Genomic DNA, 25,568 nt, shown 5'->3' on the forward strand with positions numbered 1-25,568 from the left:
CCTCCTTGTTTTTTCTTATTGTCACAGGGAGCAACCAAGCACTTGCTTGGTTGAATATTCCATGCGTCAGGAGGGGCGGCAAGTGAAGAAATGTTACAGGAGCGCAGAGCCGCTCTAGTGCGGGTGATGCAGCGCGTCGAGCGCCAGCGCGCCGGCCAGCAGGTGGTCGCCGGAGAGACATACCAGGCTGGCGGTATGCAGGATGACCGGCTGTTGCAGGTGGCCATACACCAGCAATCCGGCCAGGGAGCCAAGCAAGGGGTTGTGGCTGACGATCAGGAGTTCGTCGGCAGCGTCGGCATCCAGTTGCTGCAACACGTCGCGCGGGTCGTCGTCTGGCGTGAGCCAGTCGAGGGTGGTCAGCGGCAGTTGCAGACCCAGAGTTTCGCGCACCAGTTCAGCCGTCTGCTGGGCGCGCCGGTAAGGGCTGACGAGGATTTTCGTCAGCGCCACGCCGCGCAGGTGCTTGGCCGCATGGCGGACTTCCTTGCGGCCGTGTTCAGTCAGGGCGCGCTCGGCATCACTGCGCGCCCTGTGCTCGGCCTCCCCGTGCCGCAACAGCCATAGCCTCACAGCTTGGGCTCTTCGTCCACCACCGGATGGGCCGCTGGCGGGATGCTGTGCGGCTCGTTGTCTTGCGGCGCACGCGGGGTCGGCCAGTCGGCGAACGGCCAGGGCTTCTCTTCGCTGTTGAAGGTGCCGAAGCGACCAATCTGCTGCAGGTACTGGCTGAGGCTGTCGCCAAAACCCTGCAGGCCGCCGTTGGGTGCGCCGTAGAACAGGCGGTAGCCCAGCTGCAGCAGCACCACGCCGCCGAGGATGATTTCCGCCAGCTGCCAGACGATGGTGAAGATCACCATCCACAGAATGCGCAGCAGGATGGATTCACGCTCCAGTTCTTTGCTCGGTTCGCTCATGTCGCTCTCCCAATCTCGCTAGGTTTCAGAAACCACTGGTGGAAATGAAATCGACGTCGGTCTTCGGCTCGGCACGCATCAGCGCCTCGATCACCTGGGCCAGGGTACGCCCCTCGAAGAGGATGGCATGCAAACCCGTGACCAAAGGCATGTAAATCTGCAGCTCCTCGGCCTTGGCCTTGAGCACCTTGATGGTGTTGACCCCTTCGGCCACTTCGCCGAGCCGCGCCACGGCGTCTTCCAAGCTGAGACCTTCGCCGAGAGCAAAACCAACCTGATAGTTGCGGCTCTTGGGCGACGAGCAGGTGACGATCAGGTCGCCGACCCCGGCCAGGCCGAGGAAGGTCATGGGATTAGCGCCAAGCTTGACCGCGAAACGGGTCATTTCTGCCAGCGCGCGGGTGATCAGCATGCTCTTGGTGTTCTCGCCCATGCCCATCGCCACGGCCATACCGGCGATGATCGCGTAGACGTTCTTCAGCGCCCCGCCCAGCTCCACGCCAAAACGGTCGCGGCTGGCGTAGACACGGAAGGTACGCCCGTGCAGAGCTTCCTGCACACGCAGGCAGAGTTGTTCGTCTTCACTGGCGATCACCGTGGCGGTCAGCGCCTGCTCGGCCACTTCGCGCGCCAGGTTGGGCCCGGACAGCACGCCGATGCGCGCCTGCGGGGCAACTTCCTCGAGGATCTGGCTCATCAGCTTGAAGCTCTGCGCCTCGATCCCCTTGGTGGTACTGACCAGCAGTTTGCCAGCCAGCGCGCCCGCTACCGGCTGCAGGGCCTGGCGCAAGGCCGAGGACGGCAAGGCGACGAATACCAGCTCGCAGGCGGCCAGGGTCGCGGCCAGGTCGGTCACCGGCTCGACGCCCGGGTGCAGTTTGATGCCCTTGAGGTAGCGCGGGTTCTCGCGCTGGCTGCGCATCGCGGCGGCCTGCTCCGGATCACGCATCCACTGGCGGACATGCTGGCCGTTCTGTGCCAGCAGATTAGCGATGGCAGTACCAAAGCTGCCGCCACCCAATACGGCGACTGGTTGTTGCTCGGTCATGATCTATCCAATCAGAGCCATCGAGATGGCGAATGGGCGGCATTATTGCGGAGCATCCGCTGACCGACCAGTCCCCAGAGCGCTTGCGCGCAGCGACAGACTGGCAAATACGCGTTTGTCGATTAACATGCGGGGCATTCCGCCCTATAGCAAGGCCGTTGCGTGCACCCGAACATACCCCTCCGCAGCCCACCCCACTCCCGCCAGCAGGCTCTGCCGCTGCAGGTTCTGCACCTGTTGGCTGGAGCAGGACGCCCATGAGCTTCGGCCGTAACTGGACTATTCATAGCCGTACTCAGCTGATCAGTGTGGGCCCCGCCCTACTGCTGACCGTACTGCTGATCAGTTTCTTTACCTATGAACGCTTGCAGGACCTGCGCCAGGAACTCAACCGTACTGGCCAGCTGATCGCCAGCCAACTGGCACCGGCGGCCGAGTACGGGGTCATTTCCGACAACCTGGCGGTGCTCGACAACCTGCTCCGCTCCACGCTAACAACCTCGCACGTACGCTTTCTCGAAGTGCGCGACCGTGAAGAGAACATCCTGGTCTATGTCGAGCAGCAGAATCACCCCGGCAGCACGTCCGTGGAGGTTTTCCATGCCCCCATCCACCTGCAGCAAGCCGGCCAGCCAGGCATTCGCGACAAACTCAGCGACGACTATCTGGGGCGTGTGGTGGTGGGCATGTCCGGCGAGGCCTTCACCAGCCGCCAGCAGGCCATTCTGTTCAAGGCCGCCGTTCTGGGCCTGTTCGCCCTGCTCCTGACCTTCCTTCTGGCGCGCCAACTGGCGCGGCGCCTGGCCCAGCCGATCAGCGACATGGGGCAAGCCCTGCAAGCCCTGCAGAGCGGCGACTACCAGCCGCCGCTGGCGGAAACCGCCACTGGCGAGCTGGGCGACCTGGCCCGCCATATCAACAAGCTGGCGCTCAGCCTGGCCGATGCCAGCCATGAGCAGCAGCTGGCCATGACCCAGCTGATCAAGACCCGCGAAGAAGCCGAGCAGGCCAACCGGGCCAAATCGGACTTTCTGGCGATGATGAGCCATGAGCTGCGCACCCCCATGAACGGCGTGCTGGGTATGCTGCAGCTGCTGGAAACCACCGAAATGACCCACGAGCAGGACGAATACGCCGCCCTGGCCACCGAGTCGACAGAGCATCTGCTCAAGGTGATCAACGACATCCTCGACTTCTCCCGCATCGAGCGCGGTGCCCTCGAACTGGAGCGCATTCCGTTCAATCTGCTGGAGCTACTGCAGGGCTCTATCCAGGTGTTCCAGCACAGCGCGCAGCAACATGGTCTGCATCTGAACCTAGAGAACCAACCGGGCCTGGAACAGTTCGAGGTGCAGGGTGACCCGACGCGGATCCGCCAGATTCTGGTCAACCTGCTGGGCAATGCGCTGAAGTTCACCGAGGACGGTGGCATTCGCATCGAGACCCGCTGGCAGCCGCTGGATAACGAAGTGCTGTGGTTCACCTGCGCCGTGCATGACAGCGGCATCGGCATCGCACCGCAGCGTCTGGAGCGCATGTTCGACGCCTTCCAGCAGGCCGACTCGTCGATTTCCCGGCGCTATGGTGGCACCGGCCTCGGCCTGTCGATCGCCCGCACCCTGGCCGAACGCATGGGCGGCACCCTGCATGCGCGCAGCACGGAGGGTCAGGGCTCGGTGTTCACCCTGGAAATCCCCCTGCCGTTCAGCCTGCGCCCGTACACCGAGGAGTCAGGCAGCCAGCCACTCAACCACTATGGCGAAGGCCAGGAAGTGCTGCTGGTGGAGGACAACCCGGTCAACCAGACCGTGATCGAAGCCATGCTGCGCAGCCTCGGCTATCAGGTCAGCCTGGTCAGCGATGGCGCCCAGGCGGTGCACAGCGCCCGCCAGCGCACCTATGCGGCGGTACTCATGGATTGTCGGCTGCCAGTCATGGATGGTTACGAAGCCACCCGCCAGATTCGCCAGCTGCAGACGTACAGTAAGACCCCGATCATCGCCCTCACGGCCAATGCCTTGCAGGGCGATCGCGAAGCCTGCCTGCAGGCCGGGATGAACGATTACCTGGCCAAACCGTTCAAGCGCGCCGATCTCGAACGCATATTGCTGCGCTGGCTGAGCAAACGTGGTCACTGAGGGTGCTAAAGTCAGACCTAAGAATGCCGTGCAGGGGGCGCTACGGTTCGAGGGTACAAGTGTGCACTGCGGACTGTGACTTTCACCAAGACGCAACAGTCTATGACTACGCTGCCGCCAGACGGCAATCAGGATGTAACACATAGCCCCGTGCGGCGGGGCCATTGAGGAGCTCGCATGACCAAGCAAAACGCCTTTACCCGGGAAGATCTGCTGCGCTGCAGCCGCGGCGAGCTGTTCGGCCCGGGTAACGCGCAACTGCCCGCCCCAAACATGCTGATGATCGACCGCATCGCCCATATCAGCGAAACCGGCGGCAAGTATGGCAAAGGCGAAATCGTCGCCGAGCTCGATATCAATCCGGACCTGTGGTTCTTTGGTTGCCACTTCGAAGGTGACCCGGTGATGCCCGGCTGCCTGGGCCTCGACGCCATGTGGCAGCTGGTCGGCTTCTACCTCGGCTGGCAGGGCAATCCGGGCCGCGGCCGCGCCCTGGGTTCGGGCGAAGTGAAGTTCTTCGGTCAGGTGTTGCCCACCGCCAAGAAAGTCACCTACAACATCCATATCAAACGCACCATCAGTCGCTCGCTGATCCTCGGCATCGCCGACGGCACCGTCAGCGTCGATGGCCGCGAGATCTACAGTGCCGAAGGCCTGCGTGTTGGCCTGTTCACCTCTACCGACAGTTTCTAAAGGATTTTTCGCATGCGCCGCGTCGTGATCACCGGTCTGGGTATCATTTCCTGCCTGGGCAATGACAAAGACACCGTTTCCGCCAGCCTGCGTGCCAGCAAGCCGGGCATCCGCTTCAATCCGGCCTACGCCGAAATGGGCCTGCGCAGTCAGGTATCGGGTTCGGTCGACCTCAACCTCGAAGAGCTGATCGACCGCAAGGTCCTGCGCTTCATGGGCGATGCGGCGGCGTATGCCTACCTGTCGATGGAGCAGGCGATCAAGGACTCCGGCCTCACCCCCGAGCAGGTTTCCAACCCGCGTACCGGCCTGATCGCCGGCTCCGGCGGCGCCTCCACGCTGAACCTCATGGAATCCTTCGATACCCTGCGCGAAAAAGGCGTCAAGCGCATTGGCCCTTACCGCGTCACCCGCACCATGGGCAGCACCGTGTCGGCCTGCCTGGCCACGCCGTTCCAGATCAAGGGCGTGAACTTCTCCATTTCCTCGGCCTGCGCCACCAGCGCGCATTGCATCGGCCAGGCCATGGAGCAGATCCAGCTGGGCAAGCAGGACATCGTGTTTGCCGGCGGTGGCGAGGAAGAACACTGGACCCAGAGCTGCCTGTTCGACGCCATGGGCGCCCTCTCCAGCCAGTACAACGAAACCCCGGAGAAGGCCTCGCGCGCCTACGACGCCAAGCGTGACGGTTTCGTCATCGCCGGCGGTGGCGGCATGGTGGTGGTTGAAGAGCTGGAGCATGCGCTCAAACGCGGCGCCAAGATCTACGCGGAAATCGTCGGTTACGGCGCCACCTCCGATGGCTACGACATGGTCGCGCCGAGCGGCGAAGGTGCAATCCGCTGCATGCAGCAGGCCCTGGCTACCGTTGATGCCCCCATCGACTACCTGAACACCCACGGCACCTCCACCCCGGTGGGAGATGTCGCGGAAATCCGCGGCGTGCGTGAAGTGTTCGGTGACAAGGCGCCGCCGATCAGCTCGACCAAGAGCCTGTCCGGTCACTCTCTGGGCGCCGCCGGCGCGCAGGAAGCGATCTACTGCATGCTGATGATGGAAGGCAAGTTCATTGCCGGTTCGGCCAACATCGACGAGCTGGACCCGGAAGTGGCCGATATGCCGATCCTGCGCCAGACCCGCGAGAATGTTGAACTGAACACGGTGATGAGCAACAGCTTCGGTTTCGGTGGCACCAACGCCACCCTGGTCCTGCAACGCTACAAGGGCTGATCACTCAGCCCCACGAAAAACGGCGCCCCAGGGCGCCGTTGTGTTTTCTGTCACCGTTCCAAACCGGGCATAGAAAAGCCCGAACGCTTGTGCGGCCGGGCCTTAGGTCTATAACGAACGGAATCAGCGTACCAGGAAGCTCTGCTCAACCAGCTTGCGATCGCCCTGGAACACCATGAAGCGCCACTCCCCCGGCACCACTTCGTGGCGCTCGGTGAACTCGAAGGCCATCACGTCCTGCGCTGCGCCCGGTGCCAGCTTCTGCACTACTTCGATCTTGTCCTGGCGCCGGCCATCCGGCCCGATCAGCCCGGGAGTGAAGTACATCAGGGTCAGCGGCTCGCCGCTTTCGGTCTTGCCGGCCAGGCGATAGCGCATACCGAACTTGGTACCCAGTTGGGCCGGTACCTGCTCCGTCTGCTCTATCTGCTGGTTGGCTCGGGTCAGCACCCGCTCGCCCGGTTGCGGGTCCTTGAACTGGGTGGCGAACACCCCGTACTCGATCGGCCCCTCGACACGCACATCGGCCATCGCCAGGCTGGATGCCAGGCTCAGGGCCAGGGCAGTCAGGCTCAACACTTTCATCTCGCGCTCCTTGTTTGGGATGGCGCGAGGCTATGACCAAAGCATGACAGGCTGATGACAAGCCATCGTCAGCAGGAGTCAAAGCGTGGCATTCGCCAGCCAACTGGCCAGCAGCCCCGCGAGCAGCCATGCTGAACAGCGAAGCCACAATCCATGAGTCGCCCAATGCCCCGCCTGCTCGCCTTGCTTGCCCTACTCTGCTGCGGCCCCTTGCTGGCCGGCGAGCGCCTGACCTACCCGCTGCACTCCAGCGAGGACGACCCCGAAGCCTATGTGGTCGAGCTGTTGCGCCTGGCCCTCGACAAGAGTGGTGCCGGTCATCAACTGGTGCCGTCCCGTCTGGCCATGGCGCAGAGCCGCGCACAGCAGTCGCTGGAGCAGAACGACAACAGCGTGCAGCTGATGTGGACGATGACCACCAAGGAGCGCGAGCAGATCCTCCTGCCGATCCGCATCCCCATCTACAAGGGCCTGATTGGCTGGCGCGTGGCCCTGGTGCGCGAGGAAGACCGCCACTGGCTGAAGTCCGTACGCAGCCTGGCCGACCTCAAACCCATGCGCATCGGTCAGCGCAGCGACTGGCCGGACACCGCCATCCTGCGCAGCAATGGCCTGCAGGTGGTCACCAGCCAGAGCTACCCGAGCCTGTTCCGCATGCTCGATGCCGGGCGCTTCGACCTCTTCCCACGGGAAGTGGTGGTGGCCTGGGACGAGCAGGCACGGGCCAACCAGCAAGGGCTGCAACTGGCGGTGGATGAACATGTGGTACTGCACTACCCCACCGCCTTCTACTTTTTCACCTCACGGGCACGGGCAGACCTGGCCGCGGATATCGAGCGCGGCCTGGAACGGATGATTGCCGACGGCAGCTTCGAGCAGCTGTTCGACAGCCATCACGGCGCGACCATCCGCAAGGCACAACTGGACAAGCGCCAAGTCATCGAGCTGCACAACCCCGACCTCCCGGAACTGACCCCCTTCGCCCGTGAAGAGCTGTGGTACCAGCCCGCCGCACCCCAGTAGCACGAACGGCTCCCTCGCCCAGGCCCTACGGCTGGCCAGCGGCGCTGGTCTGAGGCCATGCGCCTGAGCTAGGCTGAAACCTCTACCCGTCAGCCCGGAAATAGCCATGATCCGCATCAGCACAGAGAACGGCCTGCGCCACAGCATCGAAATCGGCGAGCACCTGCTGCATACCGACGTCCCCGTCGAGTTCGGCGGCGAGGCCTCCGGCCCCGAGCCCCATGACCTGTTCGATGCCGCCATCGGTGCCTGCAAGGCGCTGACCCTGATGCTCTACGCCAAGCAGAAAGGCATGCCGCTGGACGGCCTGGATGTACAGGTCAGCCGCGACGACAGCGAAGAGCGCCAGGGGGTCTATCGCCTGGCCGTACAACTGGAGCTGCACGGTGCCCTGGATGATGCCCAGCGCCAGCAATTGCTGCGCATCGCCGACAAATGCCCAGTGCACAAGCTGGTGACCAGCAGCGAGGTACAGATCACCACCCAGCTCGAAGGCGCCTGAGATGGCGAGCCTGCTACTGATTCAGCCGCGAGCGGAAGACATCGCCGGGCAACCCATCCTGCGCCCGCTGCCTTCGGCCAAGTGCCGCAGTGTCGGCCCCTTCGTGTTCTTCGACCATATGCTGGAACAGGCCTACCCGCCCGGCAGCGGGATGAACATCAACTCGCATCCACATATCGGCCTGTCCACCCTCACCTACCTGTTCACCGGCGAGCTGCAGCACAAGGACAGCCTCGGCTCGGACCAGCACGTGCGGCCCGGCGATGTCAGCTGGATGACCGCCGGACGCGCCGTGGCCCACGTCGAACGTACGCCCGAAGCACTGCGCAGAACCGGTTCACGCCTGCACGGCCTGCAGGTGTGGCTGGCCCTGCCGCAAGAGCTTGAGGAAGGCGAACCAAGCTACAGCCACCACCCGGCCGCCAGCCTGCCGCGCAGCGAGGCCATGGGTGTGCAGATCACCCTGATCGCCGGCTCCGGCTTCTGCCTCGAATCGCCCGTGCCCATACACTCACCGACCCTCTACGCCGAGTTGAAACTGCAGGCCGGGGCCAGCCTGCTGATCCCGGCCGAGCAGCGCGAGCGCGCCCTGTACCTGATCGACGGCGAGGCCAGACTGGAGGACGACGAGCTGCCCCTGCACAGCCTGGCCGTACTGCCCGAAGGCGAGGAATTGCTGCTCAGCGCCTGCGGTGAATGCCACCTGGCACTGATCGGCGGCGAGCCGCTGGGGCCGCGGCGGATGTTCTGGAACTTCGTCGCCAGCGATCCAGCCCTGCTGGAACAAGCCAAGCAGCGCTGGGCAAGCGGGGATTGGCCGCAGGTGCCGGGCGAATCGCAGCGCATCGAGTTGCCGAGCCGCACATGACACAGGAACTGAAGCAGGAGTGGGATAGAGATAATTTCTAATTTTGAAATTTACTAGTCAACAGAACGGTTATTCTTCCTAAAAAAGATAACTGAGAGACTTGTCTCACCGCCGGCAACGGCAACTCTCAACAGGAAGATCACCCCATGCACACCATCACTTCATCTCGCCGCCTGCTCCTTGCTCTTGCCCTGCTCGGCACATTGGCCACCCATCAGGGCCAGGTAGCCTTATCGCCCGCCCTGGCCGAAGATGGCAGCGAACATCGGTTGCTGCGTCCCCATGTCAAAGCAGCAGACACTGTGGCCGAGAACGGTAGCGAACGCACCCACTCGCCTCGGGCTCCACGCCAACAGGCTGGCAGAGTGAATCAAACTGCCTGACTGAGAAACGCTCCCTGCGCTTACACCAAACGGCACCCTAGTGGTGCCGTTTGCATATCAGCCGTGTGCTACCGCCCTCAACCCTTTGTGGCCGCTCCAGACGCCACGCAGAATCAGAACAAATGGCGCAGCCCTGGAGCTGCTTCCGTCTGCCCCGCCGCCCACGCTCATTCGTGCAGGAGGAACCAAGGCTACTGGCCAACCGGGTGCCCGCCTAGCGTTCGGATGCGCTAAATATTTGCCAGCTTAGGAACATGCTGAACCGCGCACAGAGCTGCGCCATATCCATCTGCGCCTGCAAAACTAGCGCCGCCTCGCTGAAAGACCTGCGATGCCGCAATTGCTCAAGCAGATCCGCACTGCTGTCATCCACCTTGCGGGTCATCAGCTGCAGTCCCTGGCGCCAGACCAGGACATTTTCGCCCGGCCAGTCAGCGTGCGGCAGCTCTGCAGCGAACCACAGCGACCAGAGCGGGTAAGTCGAGCGCAGCAAGGTGACGCTGGGGTGCCATTGCAAGCGCAGATCCAGCAGGCGATGCAACGCCTCCTCGCCCAGACCATCGAGTTGCAGGGGTAGCGCATCGGCCGCATGAAAGGCATGCAAACGTGCCCACTCCAGGCGAGCAACGTCCGCCAGAAAAGGCCAGTCGGCCAAGGGTGGAAACTGTTCGATAAACACCGCCAGATGCGCACCGTACTCATGCAACACCGCCGAGCTTGGCGGATGCTGACTGCTGAACAGTGCCGCCAGCGCCGTGAAATAGTCCGCGCCCAGGAGCCGCTCCACAGCCGGGTAGACTTGCCGCAAGGCCTCGATACGCCCGGCATGCACGGTGTTGCGCAGCATGTTGAAGCGCTGAGCAAAACGCTGCTCTGGCAGATTGCCCAGTTGCCAGGGGATGGTGGCCTCGGGCCTGTCCAGGGCCTGGGCAAATACGGCCTGATCCGCAGCATTCATAGCGGCACGTCCAGCGTGATCGCTGGCATGAAGGGCACGCACTGCAACGAGCGCACACAGTCGGCCTCCGCTGCCAGTACCGACCAGGTCGGCAGGTTGCGATCCCATTCGACCAGCGTCGGGCACTTGCCGGCGTGGCGCACCCATTCGGCATACAACTGCCAGGTGGCATCGGCGACCGCACTGCCGTGCTCATCCACCAGCACAGACTCGCCATCGGGCAGCTCAACGCGAGTATGGCTGGCCAGATGCACCTCACCGACGCGCTCAGGCGGCAACTGCTGCAAGTATTCCCACGGGTCGCCGCCACAGTTGTGGCTACTGATCAGCAGGTTGTTCAAATCCAGCAGCACTCCGCAGCCACTGTGCTGGCTCAGGCTGTGCAGAAACTCGACCTCGCTCATCTCGCTGTGCGCCAGTCGCAGACAAGCGGCCGGGTTTTCGATCAGTACCTCGCGCTGCAACGCGCACTGCAACTGATCGACATGCTCGACCAGGCGATCCAGCGTCGCGCGGTCATAGGCAATCGGCAGCAAATCGCCGAGGTAGACGCCCGCATGACTGGACCACGCCAGGTGCTCGGACACCAATACCGGTTCATAGCGCCGACACAGTTCGGCCAGCCGCTGCAGATGCCCGGCATCCAGCGCCTGGGTGCCGCCCAGGGACAAGCCGACCCCGTGCACGGAAAGTGGCAGATGTTCGCGCAAGGCGCCCATCTGCGCATGCAGCAAACCACCTGCGCCGAAGTAGTTCTCGGCATGGATCTCGATAAAGTCCAGCCGCTGTGGATCGGCCAGCAGAGCCTCGAAATACTGCGGCTTGAACGCCACACCGGCGCCCGCTTGCAGTGGTTTGCAGTTCATCGACGTTTCCTAGCTGCGCTTGAGCGGAGTCAACGAACCCGTGCCCTTGGGCGTCACGATCGTGGTGCAGGTGCCTGTGGGCACCAGCTTCCAGGCATCGCCCTGGTAGTCGACCTTGGACGTTCCGGCACAGGATGTTCCGGGGCCGGCGGCACAATCGTTCTGCCCGGCCAGGGAGATGCCATAGCACTTTTCCTTGCCGGCGTTGACCGCAGTTTGCGCGGCACTGACGCTGGTGACGCTGGCCAGCAATGCACTGGCCAGAGACAGCGCCAGGGTGGCGTTGAAGGTACGACGATCCATATGTAATTCCTCATGCAATCAAGGGTAACGCCGGGCTCACTGCAGCCTGGCAAACGCCCGCTGCACTGCCGGGCGAGCGCTGATACGCGCCACCCAGTCCTGTACTGCGGGAAAACGGGAAAGTTCGACACCGGCGTAATCCGCCACTCGCAGCCAACCAAAATGACTGATATCGGCCAGCGAATACTCGGCACCCGCCAACCAGGGGTGTTCGCTCAGACGTGCCTCGAGTACCCCGGTCAGGCGCACGGCTTCGCTGCAATAGCGCTCGATGGCCACGGCAATCGGTTGTGCGGCCGAGCGCAGAAACCAGCCCGCCTGGCCGAACATCGGGCCAACGGCGGAGACCTGCAAAAACAGATACTCCATCGCGCGCCAGCGGGCGAAGGCGTCCTCTGGCAACAGCCCTGGGCTTTTCTGCGCCAGGTACAAGAGGATGGCCCCGGACTCGAATACCGAGATCGGCTGCCCAGCCGGCCCGTCGAGATCGACGATGACCGGGATGCGACCATTCGGGTTAAGCGCCAGAAATGCCGGGCGCTTCTGCTCGCCGGCGGCCAGATTGAGCTTGATCAGCTGGTAGTCGAGGCCAAGCTCCTCCAGGGCGATTGGTATCTTCACGCCGTTCGGCGTATTGGCGGTGTACAGCTCGATCATTGGCCCAGCCTCTGAATCTGCTCGGCAAATGCCTCACTCTCGCCCGCCATGACCTGCTGGCAGGCACTGTGCGGATGTTGCCGATGCCGCCAGGCACGGGCGATCAGGTGGTCGATGGAGAGTCGCCCGCCGCCGTGACTGATCAACAGCAGCAATGCCACCGCCCAGGTGCCGTGGGTGGCCCAGGCATCGGGATAGACCAGGGTCTGAATCACCAGGGTCATACCCAGCAGACCGAGCGCCGCCAGGCGGGTGGCCAGGCCCAGCAGAAGCAGCACTGGCAACAGATGCTCGGCAGCCACCGCCAACCAGGCCGCAGTAATGGGCGCCAGCAGTGGCAGGCGGTACTCTTCCTGAAACAGGTACAGCGCGTTATCACTCAGTTGCCAACCGTCGACCTTGGTACGGCCGGACTGCCAGAACAGCGCACCGGGAAACAGGCGCGCCAGCAACACCGGAGCGCTGCTGAGCAAACCAGGCAGACGGGATAGAAGCGGACGAGCACTCATGCTGCATTCCTCGGACAAGTGAACGGCCTGGCGCCCGATGGCGCCAGGCCGTTCAGGGGTTACAGGGTGTTGGCGGCCTTGTCCTTGATCAGCGGCCAGTTGGCCTCGGCCTTCTGAATGTTGCCCGCCACGTCCTGCGACCACTTCTGGAACACATCGGCGTTGACGTTCAGATAGAGCTTGCCGTCGACCACTTTGAACTGGGTCGGGTCCACGTCGAGCTTCTTGCCCAGCGCTGCGCCCATGGCGCAATAACCGCCGTACTGCGGAGCGTACTGGCTCGGATTGGCCTGGAATTTCTGCAGGTTTTCCGCGGAAGCGAAGTAGTAGGTGGCGCCGTCATGTTTGGCGGCGAAGCGCTTGTCACCGAGGGTCGGCATGCCTTTGCTGAAATAGGCCACGCTGTCATAGCCCTTGAGGATAACGGCCTGGGCATCGACGTTGATGGCGGCGGTAGAAGTCTCGTCGTAGGCGTAGCTGCTGGTGACGGTCAGCAGTGCACCGGCACCCAGGGTCAGTGCGGCGGCCAGGGAGCTGGCGATAACGGATTTTTTCAGGTTCATGGGGCGTTTCCTTAGGGCTCTGATGAGGTGATCGGGTCGCCGTCGACGGTCATGCCGTCGACGTGGAATCACTCTAAGGAAACAAGAAACGGACAAGAACAGACGCTTTTTACAAGGAACAATTGCAGCTAATGGAATTAATCGACCACACTTGCAGGCCTACAAGGAGCCGCCCATGGACAGATTCCAGGAAATGCAGGTGTTTCTCGCCGTCGCCGAGGAGCAAAGTTTCGCCGCGGCGGCGCGCCGCCTGAACATGTCGCCGCCCAGCGTGACCCGCGCCGTGGCGGCTCTGGAAGAACGCATCGGCACCCTGCTGCTGGCCCGCACCACGCGCAGCGTGCATATCACCGAAGCCGGTCAGCGCTATGTGGAAGATTGCCGGCGCATCCTCGCCGAACTGGAGGAAGCCGAAGAGTCGGCCGCCGGCAGCCATGCCATGCCGCGCGGGCAACTCACCCTCACCGCGCCGGTGCTGTTTGGCGAGCTCTATGTCACCCCGGTGATGGTCGATTACCTGAACGAATACCCGGCGGTGAACATCAAGGCGTTGCTGGTCGATCGGGTGGTCAGCATGGTCGACGATGGTATCGACGTGGCCATCCGCATCGGCAACCTGCCCGACAGCGGCCTGCACACCGTCAAGGTCGGTGAAGTGCGCCAGGTGATCTGTGCCTCTCCCGCTTACCTCGCCGAACATGGCCGCCCACAGCATCCCGAGCAGTTGCAGCAACATCGCATCGCCCTGTCGTCTGCCAGTCACCTGCTCAGCGACTGGCACTTCGCCGGCGTCGATGGCCCCGTGAGCGTGCGTACCGAGCCGCGGCTGATCGTCACCGCCAACCAGGCCGCGATCAATGCGGCCTGCATGGGCTGGGGAGTGACCCGCGTACTCTCTTATCAGGTGGCCGGCAAAATTGCCGCCGGCGAGCTGGAAGTCGTCCTGCAGGACTTCGAGCAGCCGCCGCTGCCCATCCACGTGGTCTACCAGGGCGGGCGCAAGATCAGCGCCAAGGTGCGCAGCTTCGTCGATTTCTGCGCCGCCCGCCTGAGCCAGGACGTCGCCCTCAACCCGGGGCGCAAGGGCTGAGATGGACCGCCATCATGAGATGAGCGTGTTTCTGGCGGTGGCCAGTGAGCTGAGCCTGGCGGCAGCAGCGCGCCGTCTGGAGATCTCCGCGCCCACCGTGACCCGCGCCCTGGCCTCGCTGGAAAACCGCCTGGGGGTCACCTTGCTGCAGCGCAGCACACGCGGCGTCAGCCTCAGCGCGGCTGGCGAGCGCTTTGCCCATGATTGTCGACGCATCCTGCAGGATGTCAGCGACGCCGAAGCCTCCGCCTGCGGCCTGCATGCCCAGCCACGCGGTCATCTGCATCTGGCCTCGCCGTTGCTGTTTGGCCAGCAACTGCTGATGCCCATCGTGCTGGACTACTTGAACGACTATCCCGAGGTGCAGGTCTTGGCCCACTTCATGGACCGCTTTCCCAACCTGCACGAAGAAGGGGTGGACGTGGCCATGCTGGCCGGCGAGCTGGCCGACTCCTCGCTGTTCGCCGTCAGGGTCGGCGACATCCGCCGGATTGTCTGCGCCAGCCCTAGCTACCTGGCTGCACAGGGCACGCCGCAGCATCCCGAGGAGCTGCGCAGTCATGCGGTCGTTCACTCCAGCGCCGACGCCCGCCTGCCCGAGTGGCGCTTTCGCGAGGGCGCAATGCCCCTCAACATTGCCCTGCGCCCACGCCTGAGCTGTGCCACCAACCAGGCCGCCATCGCCGCCGCCTGCCGGCATGCCGGGCTGACTCGCTGCATGAACTATCAAGTGCATGAGCAACTCGCCCAGGGCCATCTGGTGCGGGTGCTGCAAGCCTTTGAACCGGCCGCCGTGCCCGTGCACCTGGCCTATCGCGAAGGCCGCAAGGCCGCCGCGCGGGTGCGCAGCTTTGTCGACTTCGCCAGCCAGCAGCTGCGACAACATCCAGCGCTGCGCTGAGCACAGTAGCGCGGCCTGGCGCCGTGCCACATTGCTTTCTTGCAGCTACTGAAATAAAGGATTGTGATTTTTGGTGATTCTGCTGATTCACGCTTAGGCAGAGTATGGCTCCCATCAGCGCGGCCCCACTTAGGTAACCCCGGCCCGCTGAGCCCTCACTCACTCAAGCGCGGAGCCCAGCATGTCGCACAATCCGATCAAACTTTACCGTCACCCACTCTCGGGCCATGCCCATCGCGTCGAGCTGCTGCTCTCGCTGCTCAACCTGCCCAGCGAACTGGTCTTCGTTGACCTGGCCAAGGGCGCGCACAAGCAGCCGGAGTTCCTCGCCCTCAACTCCTTCGGCCAGGTGCCGGTGATCGACGACAACGGCAGCGTGCTCAGCGACTCCAACGCCATCCTGGTCTACCTGGCGCAGAAGTACGACAACGGCCGCTGGCTACCGAGCGAGCCGCTGGCCGCTGCCAAGGTACAGCGCTGGCTCTCGGTCGCCGCCGGGCAGATCGCCTCGGGCCCCGCCACCGCCCGCCTGATTACCGTATTCGGCGCGCCGTACAACGCCGAGGAAACCATTGCCCGCTCCCATGCCCTGCTCAAGGTGATGGACCAGGAGCTGAGCGCCAGCCCGTTCCTGGCCAGCACCCAGCCAACCCTGGCCGATGTGGCCGGCTATACCTATATCGCCCATGCCCCGGAAGGCAATGTGTCGCTGGCCGACTACCCACATGTTCGCGCCTGGCTGGCCCGTATCGAAGCCCTGCCCGGTTTCGTACCGATGCAGCGCACGGCTATCGGCCTGCAGAGCGCCTGAGTCCATCGGGCCTGGCCAGCGTTCGATAGCACGCTGGCCAGTTTCTCCCTGTTGATGGAGACCGCACATGAACCTGCCTCCCGAACCCACCTCTTCGCCCTGGCATGCCGGGGAGCAGCAGCTGCAGGCCAGCCTTGGGGTCGCCGAGCGCATGGCGGTGTTCGGCAGCAAGGTGATCCGCGATTACATGCCGGATCAACACCGCAATTTCTACCGGCAACTGCCGTTCATTCTGCTAGGGACGGTGGATGCCGAAGGCCGCCCCTGGGCCAGTATTCTCGAAGGCGCAGCGGGCTTTGCCCACTCGCCTGATCCACGCCGGCTGCAGCTGGATACCTCGCCACAGCCCAGCGACCCCGCCGCCCGTGCCCTGCAGGCCGGCGCAGCGGTCGGCCTGCTCGGCATCGAGCTGCACACGCGGCGGCGCAACCGGGTCAATGGCACGGTCGAACGCCATGGCGAAAACGGCCTGAGCATCGCGGTCGAACACGCCTTCGGCAACTGCCCGCAATACATCCAGCTACGCCAGTTGCAGCTTCAACCCCAGGCAGCGGCCGCGGCCAGCGCACCGGCCGAACAGCGCGACACGCTGGATGACGCCGCCCGCGCCACGATTGGCCAGGCCGATACGTTCTTCGTCGCCAGCTATGTCGAACACGCCGACGGCAGCCGCTCGGTGGATGTCTCCCATCGCGGCGGGCAGAGCGGCTTCGTGCGCGTGCAGGGCAATCGTCTGACCATTCCCGACTTCGCCGGCAACCTGCACTTCAACACCCTCGGCAATCTGCTGATTAACCCACGTGCCGGACTGCTGTTCATCGACTTTGCCAGCGGCGATCTGCTGCAGCTCAGCGGGCGCACCGAACTGATTCTCGAAGGCCCGCAGATCGCCGCCTTCCAGGGTGCGGAGCGGCTCTGGCAGCTGGATGTCGAGCAACTGGTACGGCGCCCCGCCGCGCTCAGGCTGCGCTGGCAATTCGAGGGTTACTCGCCGAACAGCCTGCTGACCGGCAGCTGGAGCGAGGCCGAAGCCCGCCTGGCTGCCGAAGCCTTGCGCGAGCAATGGCGCACGCTGCGGGTGGCACGCATCGTCGAGGAAAGCGCCAATATCCGCTCCTTCTACCTGGAGCCGGCCGATGGCGCCGGCTTGCCGATTTTCCAGGCCGGTCAGCATCTGCCCCTGCGCCTGCGCATCCCAGGCCAGGCGCAACCGCTGATCCGCACTTACAGCCTGAGCAGCGCACCGTCCGACCAATTCCTGCGCATCAGCGTCAAGCGCGAGGGCCTGGTCTCGACCTACCTGCACGAGCAGATCGACGTCGGCAGCCTGCTCGAATGCCGCGCGCCGCAGGGCCGCTTCAGCCTCGATGCCGAGCAGCGCCGACCTTTGGTGCTGCTGGCTGCCGGGGTTGGCGTCACGCCTCTGCTGGCGATGCTGCGCGAAGTGATCTACCAGAACCTGCGCCTGCGCCGCTCGCGACGGGTGTGGTTCGTCCAGAGCGCCCGGCAGCTGGCCGATCTGGCTTTTCGCGAGGAGCTACAGACCTTACTGCAGCGCGGCGGCGAGGCGATACAGGCCGTGCGCCTGCTCAGCCAGCCGGAAGCACAAGCCAGCGAGGGCGAGGACTTCGAACTGAGCGGACGCATCGATATCGACCTGCTCAAACATCTGCTGCCCTTCGACGATTTCGATTTCTACCTGTGCGGGCCGAGTGCTTTCACCCAGGACCTGTACGACGGCCTGCGCGCGCTGAACATCGGCGATGAACGCATCCATGCGGAAACCTTCGGCCCGTCGAGCCTGCGTCGCCAGGTCAGCCAGGCAGCCCCGGCGCCGGAGCAACCGCCAGCCGCCACCGCGCCGGTTGCCGTGCTGTTCCAGCACTCAGCCAAGGAAGCCCGCTGGACACCCGGCAGCGGCAGCCTGCTGGAGCTGGCCGAGAGCCGCGGCCTGAACCCGGAATTCAGTTGCCGCGGCGGCTCCTGCGGCACCTGCCGCACGCGCCTGCTCGCTGGCCAGGTGCACTACCCCATGCCACCCGCCGAAACACCTGCCGCTGGCGAGGTGCTGATCTGCTGCGCCATACCGGCTGGCGATAAACCGCTGCTACTCGACCTATAACCGACATCAGGACCGTGCCATGAGCCATGCCGAACAACGCCCACCCCTGCCACCCTTTACCCGCGACAGCGCCGTGCAGAAAGTGCGCATGGCCGAAGACGGCTGGAACAGCCGAGATCCGGAACGCGTAGCGCTGGCTTATACCGCCGACAGCCGCTGGCGCAACCGCAACGAGTTCCCCGTGGGCCGTGAACAGATCCGTGCCTTTCTCGCCGGCAAGTGGCAACGCGAGCAGGAGTACCGCCTGATCAAGGAGCTCTGGGCATTCACCGACAACCGCATCGCCGTGCGCTTCGCCTACGAGTGGCACGACGCCAACGGCCAGTGGTTTCGTTCCTACGGCAACGAGAACTGGGAATTCGATGAACACGGATTGATGCGCGAGCGCCATGCCAGCATCAACGACCTGGCAATCCGTGAACAGGATCGCCTGTTCCACTGGCCTCAGGGCAGCCGCCCGGATGGATACCCTAGCCTTAGCGAACTCGGTCTGTAACCACCTTTAGCACACTCTTGAAGGTCAGCCTTCCACGCTCCTTGGCCTTGCGGCGCCCTAGGGTCTGTTCCCGTTTCGTTCGCGAACCGCGTTGCTGCGCAAAATCGCGCCAGGCTAGGCGCGGGACGCAGGCAATGGTCATTCCCTTGCCAAGTCCCGCAACGACGCATGGCGCGATTTTGCGCGCAACCCGAAGGGACGGGCCTGTTTTCGCGCGGGACGTCGTTACTCGACGGCTCATTTGGACGACCAAACCTCGCGTCTCGCGCCTAGCCCCGCGCAAAAACAGGCTCCGTCGCGACCGTGAACGAAACGGGAACAGACCCTAGTGGCGCCGTTCTTTTTGTTAACAACGGACAGCAGACGCGCTAGCCTCGCCCTTCCACCCTAGGAGTACCCGCCATGCACTACTGGCAACTGGATGTTTTTGCCGAGCGGCCACTGAGCGGCAACGGCCTGGCGGTCTTCGCCGACGCCCGCGGCCTGACGCCGGCGGCAATGCAGGCGCTGACCCGCGAGCTGCGCCAGTTCGAGTCGATCTTCCTGTGCCCTGGCGAACAGCCCAATCAGTTCAGCGCCCGGGTCTTCACCGTCGAAGAGGAACTGCCGTTCGCCGGTCACCCGGTACTGGGCGCCGCCGCTTTGCTGCATCACCTGTACGCTGGTGAGCAGGCGGCCGACTGGCAATTGCAGTTAGCCGAGAAAACCCTGAGCATCGCCACCCGCCGCAGCGGCCAGGGCTTCTATGCACAAATGGATCAGGGTCGGGCCAGCTTCGGCGCCGTGCTTTCCGAGCAGCAGGCTGAATGGTTCGCCGCGTGTTTCGCCAGCAGCCTGGATCGCCGCTACCCGGCCCAGGTCGTCAGCACCGGCTTACCCTATCTGTTGCTACCGGTCACCGCTGCCGGACTGGCCAATGCCAAGCAGCAGCAAGCCCTGGACGCCGCCCTCGACGAACTGGGCGCGGCCTTCGTTTTCCTCATGGATGTCGATGCTGCCGAAGGCCGTACTTGGGATCCGCTGGGCGTGATCGAAGACATTGCCACCGGGAGTGCCGCCGGCCCGGTAGCGGCCTGGCGCCTGGCCCAGGGCCTGCAGCGTGTCGGGCAGGATTTCCAGCTGTATCAGGGCCGTTTCGTCGATCGCCCCAGCAGCCTGGATGTACGGGTGCAAGACAACGGCCAGGTGCTGGTCGGTGGCCACGTGCAACTGGTGGCACGTGCCGAACTGCTGCTGGCGCCTGCCAGCCTGGCCTAGGGTCTGTTCCCGTTTCGTTCGCGAACCGCGTTGCTGCGCAAAATCGCGCCAGGCTAGGCGCGGGACGCAGGCAATGGTCATTCCCTTGGCAAGTCCCGCAACGACGCATGGCGCGATTTTGCGCGCAACCCGCAGGGACGGGCCCGTTTTTGCGCGGGACGTCGTTACTCGACGGCTCATTTGGACGACCAAACCTCGCGTCTCGCGCCTAGCCCCGCGCAAAAACAGGCTCCGGCGCGGCCGTGAACGAAACGGGAACAGACCCTAGCAGCGGGCAGCGTCAGGCCTGCTGCTGTTCCTCTGCGGCAAGACCGCGAATGTAACGGGCAAAGTCGGCGTCCTCACCGCGCAGCAACTCTGGCAGACGCGCACGGAAATCCTCACGTCGACTCCACTCGCGCATGTAGTCCTCCCAGGAGTGCCAGCGCCGACGCTTCTTGGCGTCCATATCGTCTGCGTAGACCAGTAGATAGGCACGTTCGAACAACGAGATCAGCATGTCGAAGATCACCCACATGCGCTCGCGCTGCTCATCACTGAGATCCGGCGTAGCAGCCTGGCTGCGCAGACGCAGGTCGGGGTTGGCCAGGACCACTTCGAGAAAGTCGATGTAAGCATCGGAAATCTGCTGCCAGATGGCTTCCTCCTCGTTCTCGCGCTCCTTGCGCTGCTCGAAGAGGAAGACCCCAAGAGCAAAAGGCAAGGCCACCACGGTGACGATATAGGACAGCAGTTCCCAGGTTTGCAGCGTCATAAGGGTTCCAGTGCAGGGCAAATCACAAGGCAACTATTACACCTTGTTCACCCCTGCTCCGCCCAGCGCTCCTTGATCGCCAGGATCTCCGGCAGGCAGCCAAAAAACAGCTCCACCAGCTGCGGATCGAAGTGCTTGCCGCTTTCGCGGCGCAGCAGCTCCAGCGTCTCTTCCACCGACCAGGCCGCCTTGTACGGGCGCACGCTGGTCAGCGCATCGAACACGTCGGCGATGGCGACGATGCGCCCGGTGACGGGAATCTGCTCACCCTTGAGGCCATTGGGGTAGCCGCTGCCATCCCATTTTTCATGGTGCGTCAGGGCGATGCTGCGGGCCATCTGCAACAGGCCTGACGGATGTTCGCCGATGATGTCGGCACCGATCTGCGCGTGCTGGCGCATCACCTGCCACTCTTCGGCGTCGAGCTTGCCGTTCTTCTGCAGGATGGCATCGGGAATGCCGATCTTGCCCACGTCATGCATCGGTGCGGCGTTGAGCAGGTCATCGGCGGCCAGTTCGCTGAAACCGGCGGCCAGGGCCAGCACGCGTGAGTAATGGCTCATGCGGATCACGTGCAGGCCGGTCTCGTTGTCCTTGTATTCGGCGGCCAGACCGAGGCGCTGGACGATCTGCAGGCGGGTCTGTTTGAGCTCGTCGACCCGCACCAGCGACAGGTGGGTACGCACCCGTGCCCGTACGATAGGCGGGCTGACCGGCTTGGTGATGTAGTCCACCGCGCCGACCTCGAAGCCCCGCGCTTCATCGTCGACATCGGCCAGGGCGGTGACGAAGATCACCGGAATGGTTGCCGTAGCCTCGCTCTGCTTAAGCCGGCTGCACACCTCGTAGCCGGTCATGCCGGGCATCATCACATCCAGCAGGAGCAGATCGGGGCGCTCGCGCGCCGCCAGTTCCAAGGCCTTGTCGCCGTCCTTGGCGAAGAACAGACGGTAGTCATCCTGCAGGATCTGCCGCAGCACCTGCAGGTTGGTCGGCTCATCGTCGACCAGCAACAGCTTGGGACGGCTATCGACGGCTTCGTTCATGCTTGCGTACCTCCGGGCTGCTGCTCGAGCCAGCCGAGCAACTCGGCAAGCAGAACAGCAGCACGCTCAAAATCGAAATCGTTGATCGCCGCGTCGAGGGCCTGCGCCCGCTCAGCCGGCAGTGCGGCAAGCAACGGCTGCAGAGCCTGCTCGGCCAGTTCACCATGCTGCAGGGCGGCCAGGGCCTGTTCGATCAGCGGACGCAGCTGCGCCAGTTCTACTGCGCTGGCGACAGGCTTGTCCAGCGCCGCAGCCAACTCCGGCAGCGCGGCCGGCAGGCTGGCCAGGGCCTGCTTCAGCTTGGTCAGTAGCTCCTCAGTAGAAGCCGGCACGGCGCCCTTGAGCGCATGCTCCAGTTGTCCGGCCAGGCGGCTCAACCGCAGCAGCGCCAGGTTGGCCGCGGCGCCGCGCACGCGATGGGTCAGCTCGGTGGCCGCCACTTGCTCGCCGCGCTGCAGCAAGTCGGCGATCTGCGTGGCCACGTTGGCATGCTCAGCGAGGAAACGCCGTATGGCCGCCAGCAGCGCCGTGTCACTGCCCCACAGCTGCACGCCGCGCGGCCAGTCGATGCTGGTTTCCGGCAGGTCTTCCGGTAGCGTCAGCGGCCGCAACGGGACTGCCGCCGCCAAGCCGGTGACGGCGGCGATCTCGGCCAGCAGCTTGTCCATCTCCAGCGGCTTGGAGGCAAAACCGTCCATGCCGGCCTCGCGTGCGGCACGCCGATCCTGCTCCAGCACACTGGCGGTCAGGGCGATGATGGGCGTCGGCTGCAGACCATTGACCTGTTCGTGCCGGCGAATCCGCCGGGTGGCTTCCAGGCCATCCACGCGCGGCATCTGCACATCCATCAGCAGCAGATCGAAGCGGCCGGCGAGGAACGCGGCCAGCGCCTCCTCACCGTCATAAGCGGTGACCACCTGATGCCCCAGACGCCCGAGCGTCAGACTGAGCAGCTCAATGTTCTGCGGCACGTCGTCGGCAGCAAGGATGCGCAGCGGTGTCAGGCCGAGGCCGCTTGCAGCTGGCTCGTGGGAAGTGGCGACGCCCACGGGCAGGCGCAGCCAGACATGGAAGTTACTGCCCTCGCCCAGCTGGCTTTCGACCTCGATGCGCCCGCCCATCAGCTCGGTCAGCTGGCGGGCGATGGTGGTGCCGAGACCGGTACCGCCGAAACGCCGGCTCATGGTTGCATCGGCCTGGGCGAACGGATCGAAGATGCGCTGCAATCGGTCTGCGGCAATGCCGATGCCGCTGTCGCGCACGGCGAAATGCAGCCCGTCAGCCTGTCCCGCGCGCAGCTCCAGGCGCACCCAACCGCGCTCGGTGAACTTCACCGCGTTGCCCACCAGGTTGGTCAGCACTTGCTGGATGCGCAGCGGATCACCCTTGAAGTACTCACCTAGCTCGGCCGGGTAATCCAGTTCCAGGGTCAGGCCCTTGGCCTCGGCGCTCAGGCGCAGGGAGTCGCAGATCTGCTGGCACAGCTCACGCAGGGAGAAATCCACGCACTCCAGCTCCACCGCGCCACGCTCCAGCTTGGCGGTATCGAGGATGTCGTTGAGCAGCCCCAGCAGCGAGCGCGCGGCCTGGCGCACGGTGCTCAGGTGGCGGCGCTGCAGGCTGTCCAGCGAGCCACCGAGCAGCAGCTCGGTAAAGCCGATGATGGCGTTCATCGGCGTGCGGATCTCATGGCTCATGTTGGCCAGGAAGGTGGTCTTGGCGGCAGCCGCCTGCTCGGCGACGTCCTTGGCCTCGCGCAGCGCCTCTTCCATCTCACGGCGCTGGCTGAGGTCGGTGGCGAACTTGATCACCTTGAACGGTTTGCCGTCGGCATCGAAGATCGGGTTGTAGGAGGCCTGGATCCATACCTCGCGCCCGCCCTTGCCCAGGCGCAGGTACTCGCCGGCATCCAGCTCACCACGGCCCAGACGCGCCCAGAACGCCGAGTACTGCGGGCTTTCGACATACGCCTGCGCGCAGAGCATGCGGTGGTGCTGGCCCTGGATCTCCTCCAGTTGATAACCCATCAGATCGAGGAAGTTCTGGTTGGCATCAAGGATCTGACCCTGCAGATCGAACTCGACCACTGCCAGTGCGCGACGGATGGCATTCACCGTGCTCTCGAATTCGGCGTTACGCAGTTTGCTTTCGGTGATGTCGAGCAGCACACCATCGATCCATTTCGGTTCGCCGCGCTCGTCGCGCACCGCGCTGCCGCTTTCCCAGATCCAGTGCTCCTCGCCCTGGCGGTCGTAGAGGCGGTATTCGACGGTGTAGTTACGGCTCTGGGCGATCGCTGCGTGCACGTTATCCGCCACCTGCTGGACGTCTTCGGGGTGGAACAACGCGCTAATCGACTGGCGCTGACTCATGAAGTCGGCCGCCGTCCAGCCCGTCAGCTTCTCTACCGCATCGCTGATGAAGAGCATGCTCCAGTTGGCGTCCAACAAGCAGCGGAACGACACCCCGGGGATATTGCCAATCAGCGAGCGGTACTGCTGCTCGCTCTCGCGCAGGGCCTGCTCCATGGCCTTGCGCTCGCTGATGTCACTGATGAAGCCGACGTAGAGGGTCTTGCCCGGCAGATTGGCCAGGCCGATGGCCAGGCGAATCGGCAGCAGGCTACCGTCCTTGAGCTGCGCTTCCACCTCGCGACTGCCCCCGACGATGTCGCTCTGGCCCTCGCGCATCATCCTGGGCAGGTAGTCCAGGGCGCCCTGGTGATAGCTCGCGGGAATCACCGTATTGATATGCCGCCCCACTAGCTCCTCTTTGCGCCAGCCATACAGGCGCTCGGCAGCCGTGTTGAGGCCCTCAATAAGGCCGTGCTCATCGATGATGACGATGCCATCCACTGCGGTTTCCAGGATCGCGCGCAGCCGCGACTCGCTGCCCTGCATCTGCCGGAACAACTGGCGGTAGCGCAGCAGGCCGTTGGCGGCCGCGACGAACACCGTCAACGTCACGGTAATCAGGGCCACGGCGAGGGCGATAAATACGCTGTCCGCATTGCTCTGCTGGTCCAGCGGCTCGGCGCTGCCGATAAAGCGTGCCGCGGCCATGCCGGTGTAGTGCATGCCGGCGATGGCCAGGCCCATGACCACACCGCTGGCGAGGATCGCCCGCACTCCGGAAATCCGCCCACGCAGGCCGAAGCGTACCCACAGGGCGAGAATCGCCAGCACCACCGCGACCAGAATGGATAGCGCGAACCAGTACGGGTCATAGCGCAAGAGCGGCGCCATCTGCATGGCCGCCATGCCGCTGTAGTGCATGGCGCCAATACCGGCCCCTACCAACACACCGCTGGTGATCAGTTGTGTGTTGCTGATGCTGCGCCGTGCCAGTAATTGCAAGGCGATCCAGGAGGCAAACAGGCTGGGCAACAGCGACAGCAGCGTCAGGCCCGGGGCGTAGTCGACCCGCGCGCACAACTGGAAAGCCAGCATGCCGATGAAGTGCATCGACCAGACACCGCCGCCCAGGGCCAGCGAGCCGGAAATCAACGCCACCTGGCGGTACAGGCGGTTATCACTGAGACGCGCCATACCCGCCACTTGCAGGGCCATGCCCGAGGCGAACATGGCGATCAGCAGCGACAGCGCCACCAACCCGGGGTTGTAGCTGCCGTAGAGAAACAGGCCGGGATCGCTGGCATCGAGAAACAGGCTGGTCAGATAAGACATGGCTGATCCATCAAGAAAACATCACGGATACACCAAGCTGGGGCGTCCACGGCAGCCGATAGTAAATAGCCAGCATCGATGAATACCAGTGGAATCCGCTGATCGGAGCAGCAAAACTGGCTGATCGGTCAGCCTTGTACGCCAGAAACGACAAGGCCCGCT

At 64.1% G+C, this 25,568-nt stretch carries 25 protein-coding genes and 1 pseudogene; 13 read left to right on the forward strand and 13 right to left on the reverse strand.

The window, feature by feature from the left end:
- Positions 1-114 precede the first annotated feature (114 nt).
- The 3 genes from sixA to HNE05_RS10905 are packed head-to-tail and all read right to left on the reverse strand — an operon-like array spanning position 115 to position 1,965.
- Positions 115-573, reverse strand: coding sequence for a phosphohistidine phosphatase SixA (gene sixA / locus HNE05_RS10895; RefSeq protein WP_173206891.1), 459 nt, complete (start codon positions 571-573; stop codon positions 115-117).
- Positions 570-917, reverse strand: a complete 348-nt coding sequence (locus tag HNE05_RS10900; protein ID WP_173206894.1) for a DUF4389 domain-containing protein — start codon at positions 915-917, stop codon at positions 570-572. Before HNE05_RS10900 ends, sixA begins: the two co-directional genes overlap by 4 nt.
- Positions 918-942: 25 nt before the next feature.
- Positions 943-1,965, reverse strand: a complete 1,023-nt coding sequence (locus HNE05_RS10905) for an NAD(P)H-dependent glycerol-3-phosphate dehydrogenase (RefSeq protein ID WP_173206898.1) — start codon at positions 1,963-1,965, stop codon at positions 943-945.
- Positions 1,966-2,222: 257 nt separating this feature from the next.
- Here HNE05_RS10905 and HNE05_RS10910 point away from each other — a divergent pair, with 257 nt between their 5' ends.
- From HNE05_RS10910 to fabB, 3 genes are all read left to right on the forward strand, one after another.
- A complete protein-coding gene (locus tag HNE05_RS10910; RefSeq protein ID WP_173206900.1) occupies positions 2,223-4,103 on the forward strand; it encodes an ATP-binding protein in 1,881 nt (626 codons plus the stop codon).
- A 177-nt stretch (positions 4,104-4,280) separates the two neighbouring features.
- Entirely contained in the window at positions 4,281-4,796 is a 516-nt protein-coding gene (fabA, locus tag HNE05_RS10915) for a 3-hydroxyacyl-[acyl-carrier-protein] dehydratase FabA (protein WP_173206903.1), read from the forward strand.
- A gap of 12 nt (positions 4,797-4,808) precedes the next feature.
- On the forward strand, positions 4,809-6,026 hold the full coding sequence (gene fabB / locus HNE05_RS10920; protein ID WP_173206905.1) for a beta-ketoacyl-ACP synthase I: 1,218 nt from the start codon (positions 4,809-4,811) through the stop codon (positions 6,024-6,026).
- A 123-nt stretch (positions 6,027-6,149) separates the two neighbouring features.
- On the opposite strand, the gene HNE05_RS10925 is transcribed toward fabB, so the two are convergent.
- Positions 6,150-6,611, reverse strand: coding sequence for a DUF3859 domain-containing protein (locus HNE05_RS10925; RefSeq protein WP_173206907.1), 462 nt, complete (start codon positions 6,609-6,611; stop codon positions 6,150-6,152).
- 165 nt (positions 6,612-6,776) lie between these two features.
- Between HNE05_RS10925 and HNE05_RS10930 the strand changes: the two genes are divergently transcribed.
- From HNE05_RS10930 to HNE05_RS10945, 4 genes are all read left to right on the forward strand, one after another.
- Complete coding sequence (locus HNE05_RS10930; protein ID WP_173206909.1) at positions 6,777-7,634, forward strand: substrate-binding periplasmic protein; 858 nt, start codon at positions 6,777-6,779, stop codon at positions 7,632-7,634.
- A 106-nt stretch (positions 7,635-7,740) separates the two neighbouring features.
- Positions 7,741-8,136, forward strand: coding sequence for an OsmC family protein (locus HNE05_RS10935; RefSeq protein ID WP_173206911.1), 396 nt, complete (start codon positions 7,741-7,743; stop codon positions 8,134-8,136).
- A gap of 1 nt (position 8,137) precedes the next feature.
- Positions 8,138-9,004, forward strand: a complete 867-nt coding sequence (locus HNE05_RS10940) for a pirin family protein (protein WP_173206913.1) — start codon at positions 8,138-8,140, stop codon at positions 9,002-9,004.
- Positions 9,005-9,150: 146 nt separating this feature from the next.
- Complete coding sequence (locus HNE05_RS10945) at positions 9,151-9,387, forward strand: hypothetical protein (protein ID WP_173206916.1); 237 nt, start codon at positions 9,151-9,153, stop codon at positions 9,385-9,387.
- A 214-nt stretch (positions 9,388-9,601) separates the two neighbouring features.
- Here HNE05_RS10945 and HNE05_RS10950 read toward each other — a convergent pair whose 3' ends face one another.
- The 6 genes and pseudogenes from HNE05_RS10950 to HNE05_RS10975 all read right to left on the reverse strand — a co-directional run bounded on the left by HNE05_RS10950 (position 9,602) and on the right by HNE05_RS10975 (position 13,243).
- Positions 9,602-10,345 carry an HvfC/BufC N-terminal domain-containing protein gene (locus HNE05_RS10950; protein WP_173206919.1) on the reverse strand — a complete coding sequence of 248 codons (744 nt, stop codon included), beginning with the start codon at positions 10,343-10,345 and terminating at the stop codon, positions 9,602-9,604.
- Positions 10,342-11,211 carry an MNIO family bufferin maturase gene (gene bufB, locus HNE05_RS10955; RefSeq protein ID WP_173206922.1) on the reverse strand — a complete coding sequence of 290 codons (870 nt, stop codon included), beginning with the start codon at positions 11,209-11,211 and terminating at the stop codon, positions 10,342-10,344. The genes HNE05_RS10950 and bufB overlap by 4 nt, the downstream gene beginning before the upstream one ends.
- Positions 11,212-11,220: 9 nt before the next feature.
- On the reverse strand, positions 11,221-11,514 hold the full coding sequence (locus HNE05_RS10960) for a BufA1 family periplasmic bufferin-type metallophore (protein WP_173206925.1): 294 nt from the start codon (positions 11,512-11,514) through the stop codon (positions 11,221-11,223).
- A 36-nt stretch (positions 11,515-11,550) separates the two neighbouring features.
- A complete protein-coding gene (locus tag HNE05_RS10965; RefSeq protein ID WP_173206927.1) occupies positions 11,551-12,171 on the reverse strand; it encodes a glutathione S-transferase family protein in 621 nt (206 codons plus the stop codon).
- An 86-nt stretch (positions 12,172-12,257) separates the two neighbouring features.
- Positions 12,258-12,680, reverse strand: a pseudogene (locus HNE05_RS10970) (DoxX family protein); the annotation flags it as partial.
- Between the two features lie 59 nt (positions 12,681-12,739).
- Complete coding sequence (locus tag HNE05_RS10975; RefSeq protein WP_173206931.1) at positions 12,740-13,243, reverse strand: YHS domain-containing (seleno)protein; 504 nt, start codon at positions 13,241-13,243, stop codon at positions 12,740-12,742.
- A 175-nt stretch (positions 13,244-13,418) separates the two neighbouring features.
- On the opposite strand from HNE05_RS10975, the gene HNE05_RS10980 reads away from it, so the two are divergent.
- The 6 genes from HNE05_RS10980 (at position 13,419) to HNE05_RS11005 (ending at position 19,920) form a co-directional block, all read left to right on the forward strand.
- Positions 13,419-14,333 carry a LysR family transcriptional regulator gene (locus HNE05_RS10980; protein ID WP_173206933.1) on the forward strand — a complete coding sequence of 305 codons (915 nt, stop codon included), beginning with the start codon at positions 13,419-13,421 and terminating at the stop codon, positions 14,331-14,333.
- 1 nt (position 14,334) lies between these two features.
- Entirely contained in the window at positions 14,335-15,234 is a 900-nt protein-coding gene (locus HNE05_RS10985) for a LysR substrate-binding domain-containing protein (RefSeq protein WP_173206935.1), read from the forward strand.
- Positions 15,235-15,415: 181 nt separating this feature from the next.
- Complete coding sequence (locus HNE05_RS10990) at positions 15,416-16,045, forward strand: glutathione S-transferase (RefSeq protein WP_173206937.1); 630 nt, start codon at positions 15,416-15,418, stop codon at positions 16,043-16,045.
- A gap of 67 nt (positions 16,046-16,112) precedes the next feature.
- Positions 16,113-18,167: a pyridoxamine 5'-phosphate oxidase family protein gene (locus tag HNE05_RS10995; RefSeq protein ID WP_173206939.1), complete on the forward strand. Its 2,055-nt coding sequence runs from the start codon at positions 16,113-16,115 to the stop codon at positions 18,165-18,167.
- Positions 18,168-18,186: 19 nt separating this feature from the next.
- Positions 18,187-18,663, forward strand: coding sequence for a nuclear transport factor 2 family protein (locus tag HNE05_RS11000; RefSeq protein WP_173206941.1), 477 nt, complete (start codon positions 18,187-18,189; stop codon positions 18,661-18,663).
- Between the two features lie 402 nt (positions 18,664-19,065).
- Complete coding sequence (locus HNE05_RS11005) at positions 19,066-19,920, forward strand: PhzF family phenazine biosynthesis protein (protein ID WP_173206944.1); 855 nt, start codon at positions 19,066-19,068, stop codon at positions 19,918-19,920.
- Between the two features lie 280 nt (positions 19,921-20,200).
- Here the strand turns inward: HNE05_RS11005 and HNE05_RS11010 are convergent, their stop codons facing one another.
- The 3 genes from HNE05_RS11010 to HNE05_RS11020 are packed head-to-tail and all read right to left on the reverse strand — an operon-like array spanning position 20,201 to position 25,406.
- Positions 20,201-20,674 carry a hypothetical protein gene (locus HNE05_RS11010; protein WP_173206948.1) on the reverse strand — a complete coding sequence of 158 codons (474 nt, stop codon included), beginning with the start codon at positions 20,672-20,674 and terminating at the stop codon, positions 20,201-20,203.
- Positions 20,675-20,721: 47 nt separating this feature from the next.
- On the reverse strand, positions 20,722-21,720 hold the full coding sequence (locus HNE05_RS11015) for a response regulator (RefSeq protein WP_173206951.1): 999 nt from the start codon (positions 21,718-21,720) through the stop codon (positions 20,722-20,724).
- On the reverse strand, positions 21,717-25,406 hold the full coding sequence (locus HNE05_RS11020; protein WP_173206953.1) for a PAS domain S-box protein: 3,690 nt from the start codon (positions 25,404-25,406) through the stop codon (positions 21,717-21,719). Before HNE05_RS11020 ends, HNE05_RS11015 begins: the two co-directional genes overlap by 4 nt.
- Between the last annotated feature and the right edge of the window lie 162 nt (positions 25,407-25,568).

This window comes from Pseudomonas campi (assembly GCF_013200955.2).
Lineage (GTDB): Bacteria > Pseudomonadota > Gammaproteobacteria > Pseudomonadales > Pseudomonadaceae > Aquipseudomonas > Aquipseudomonas campi.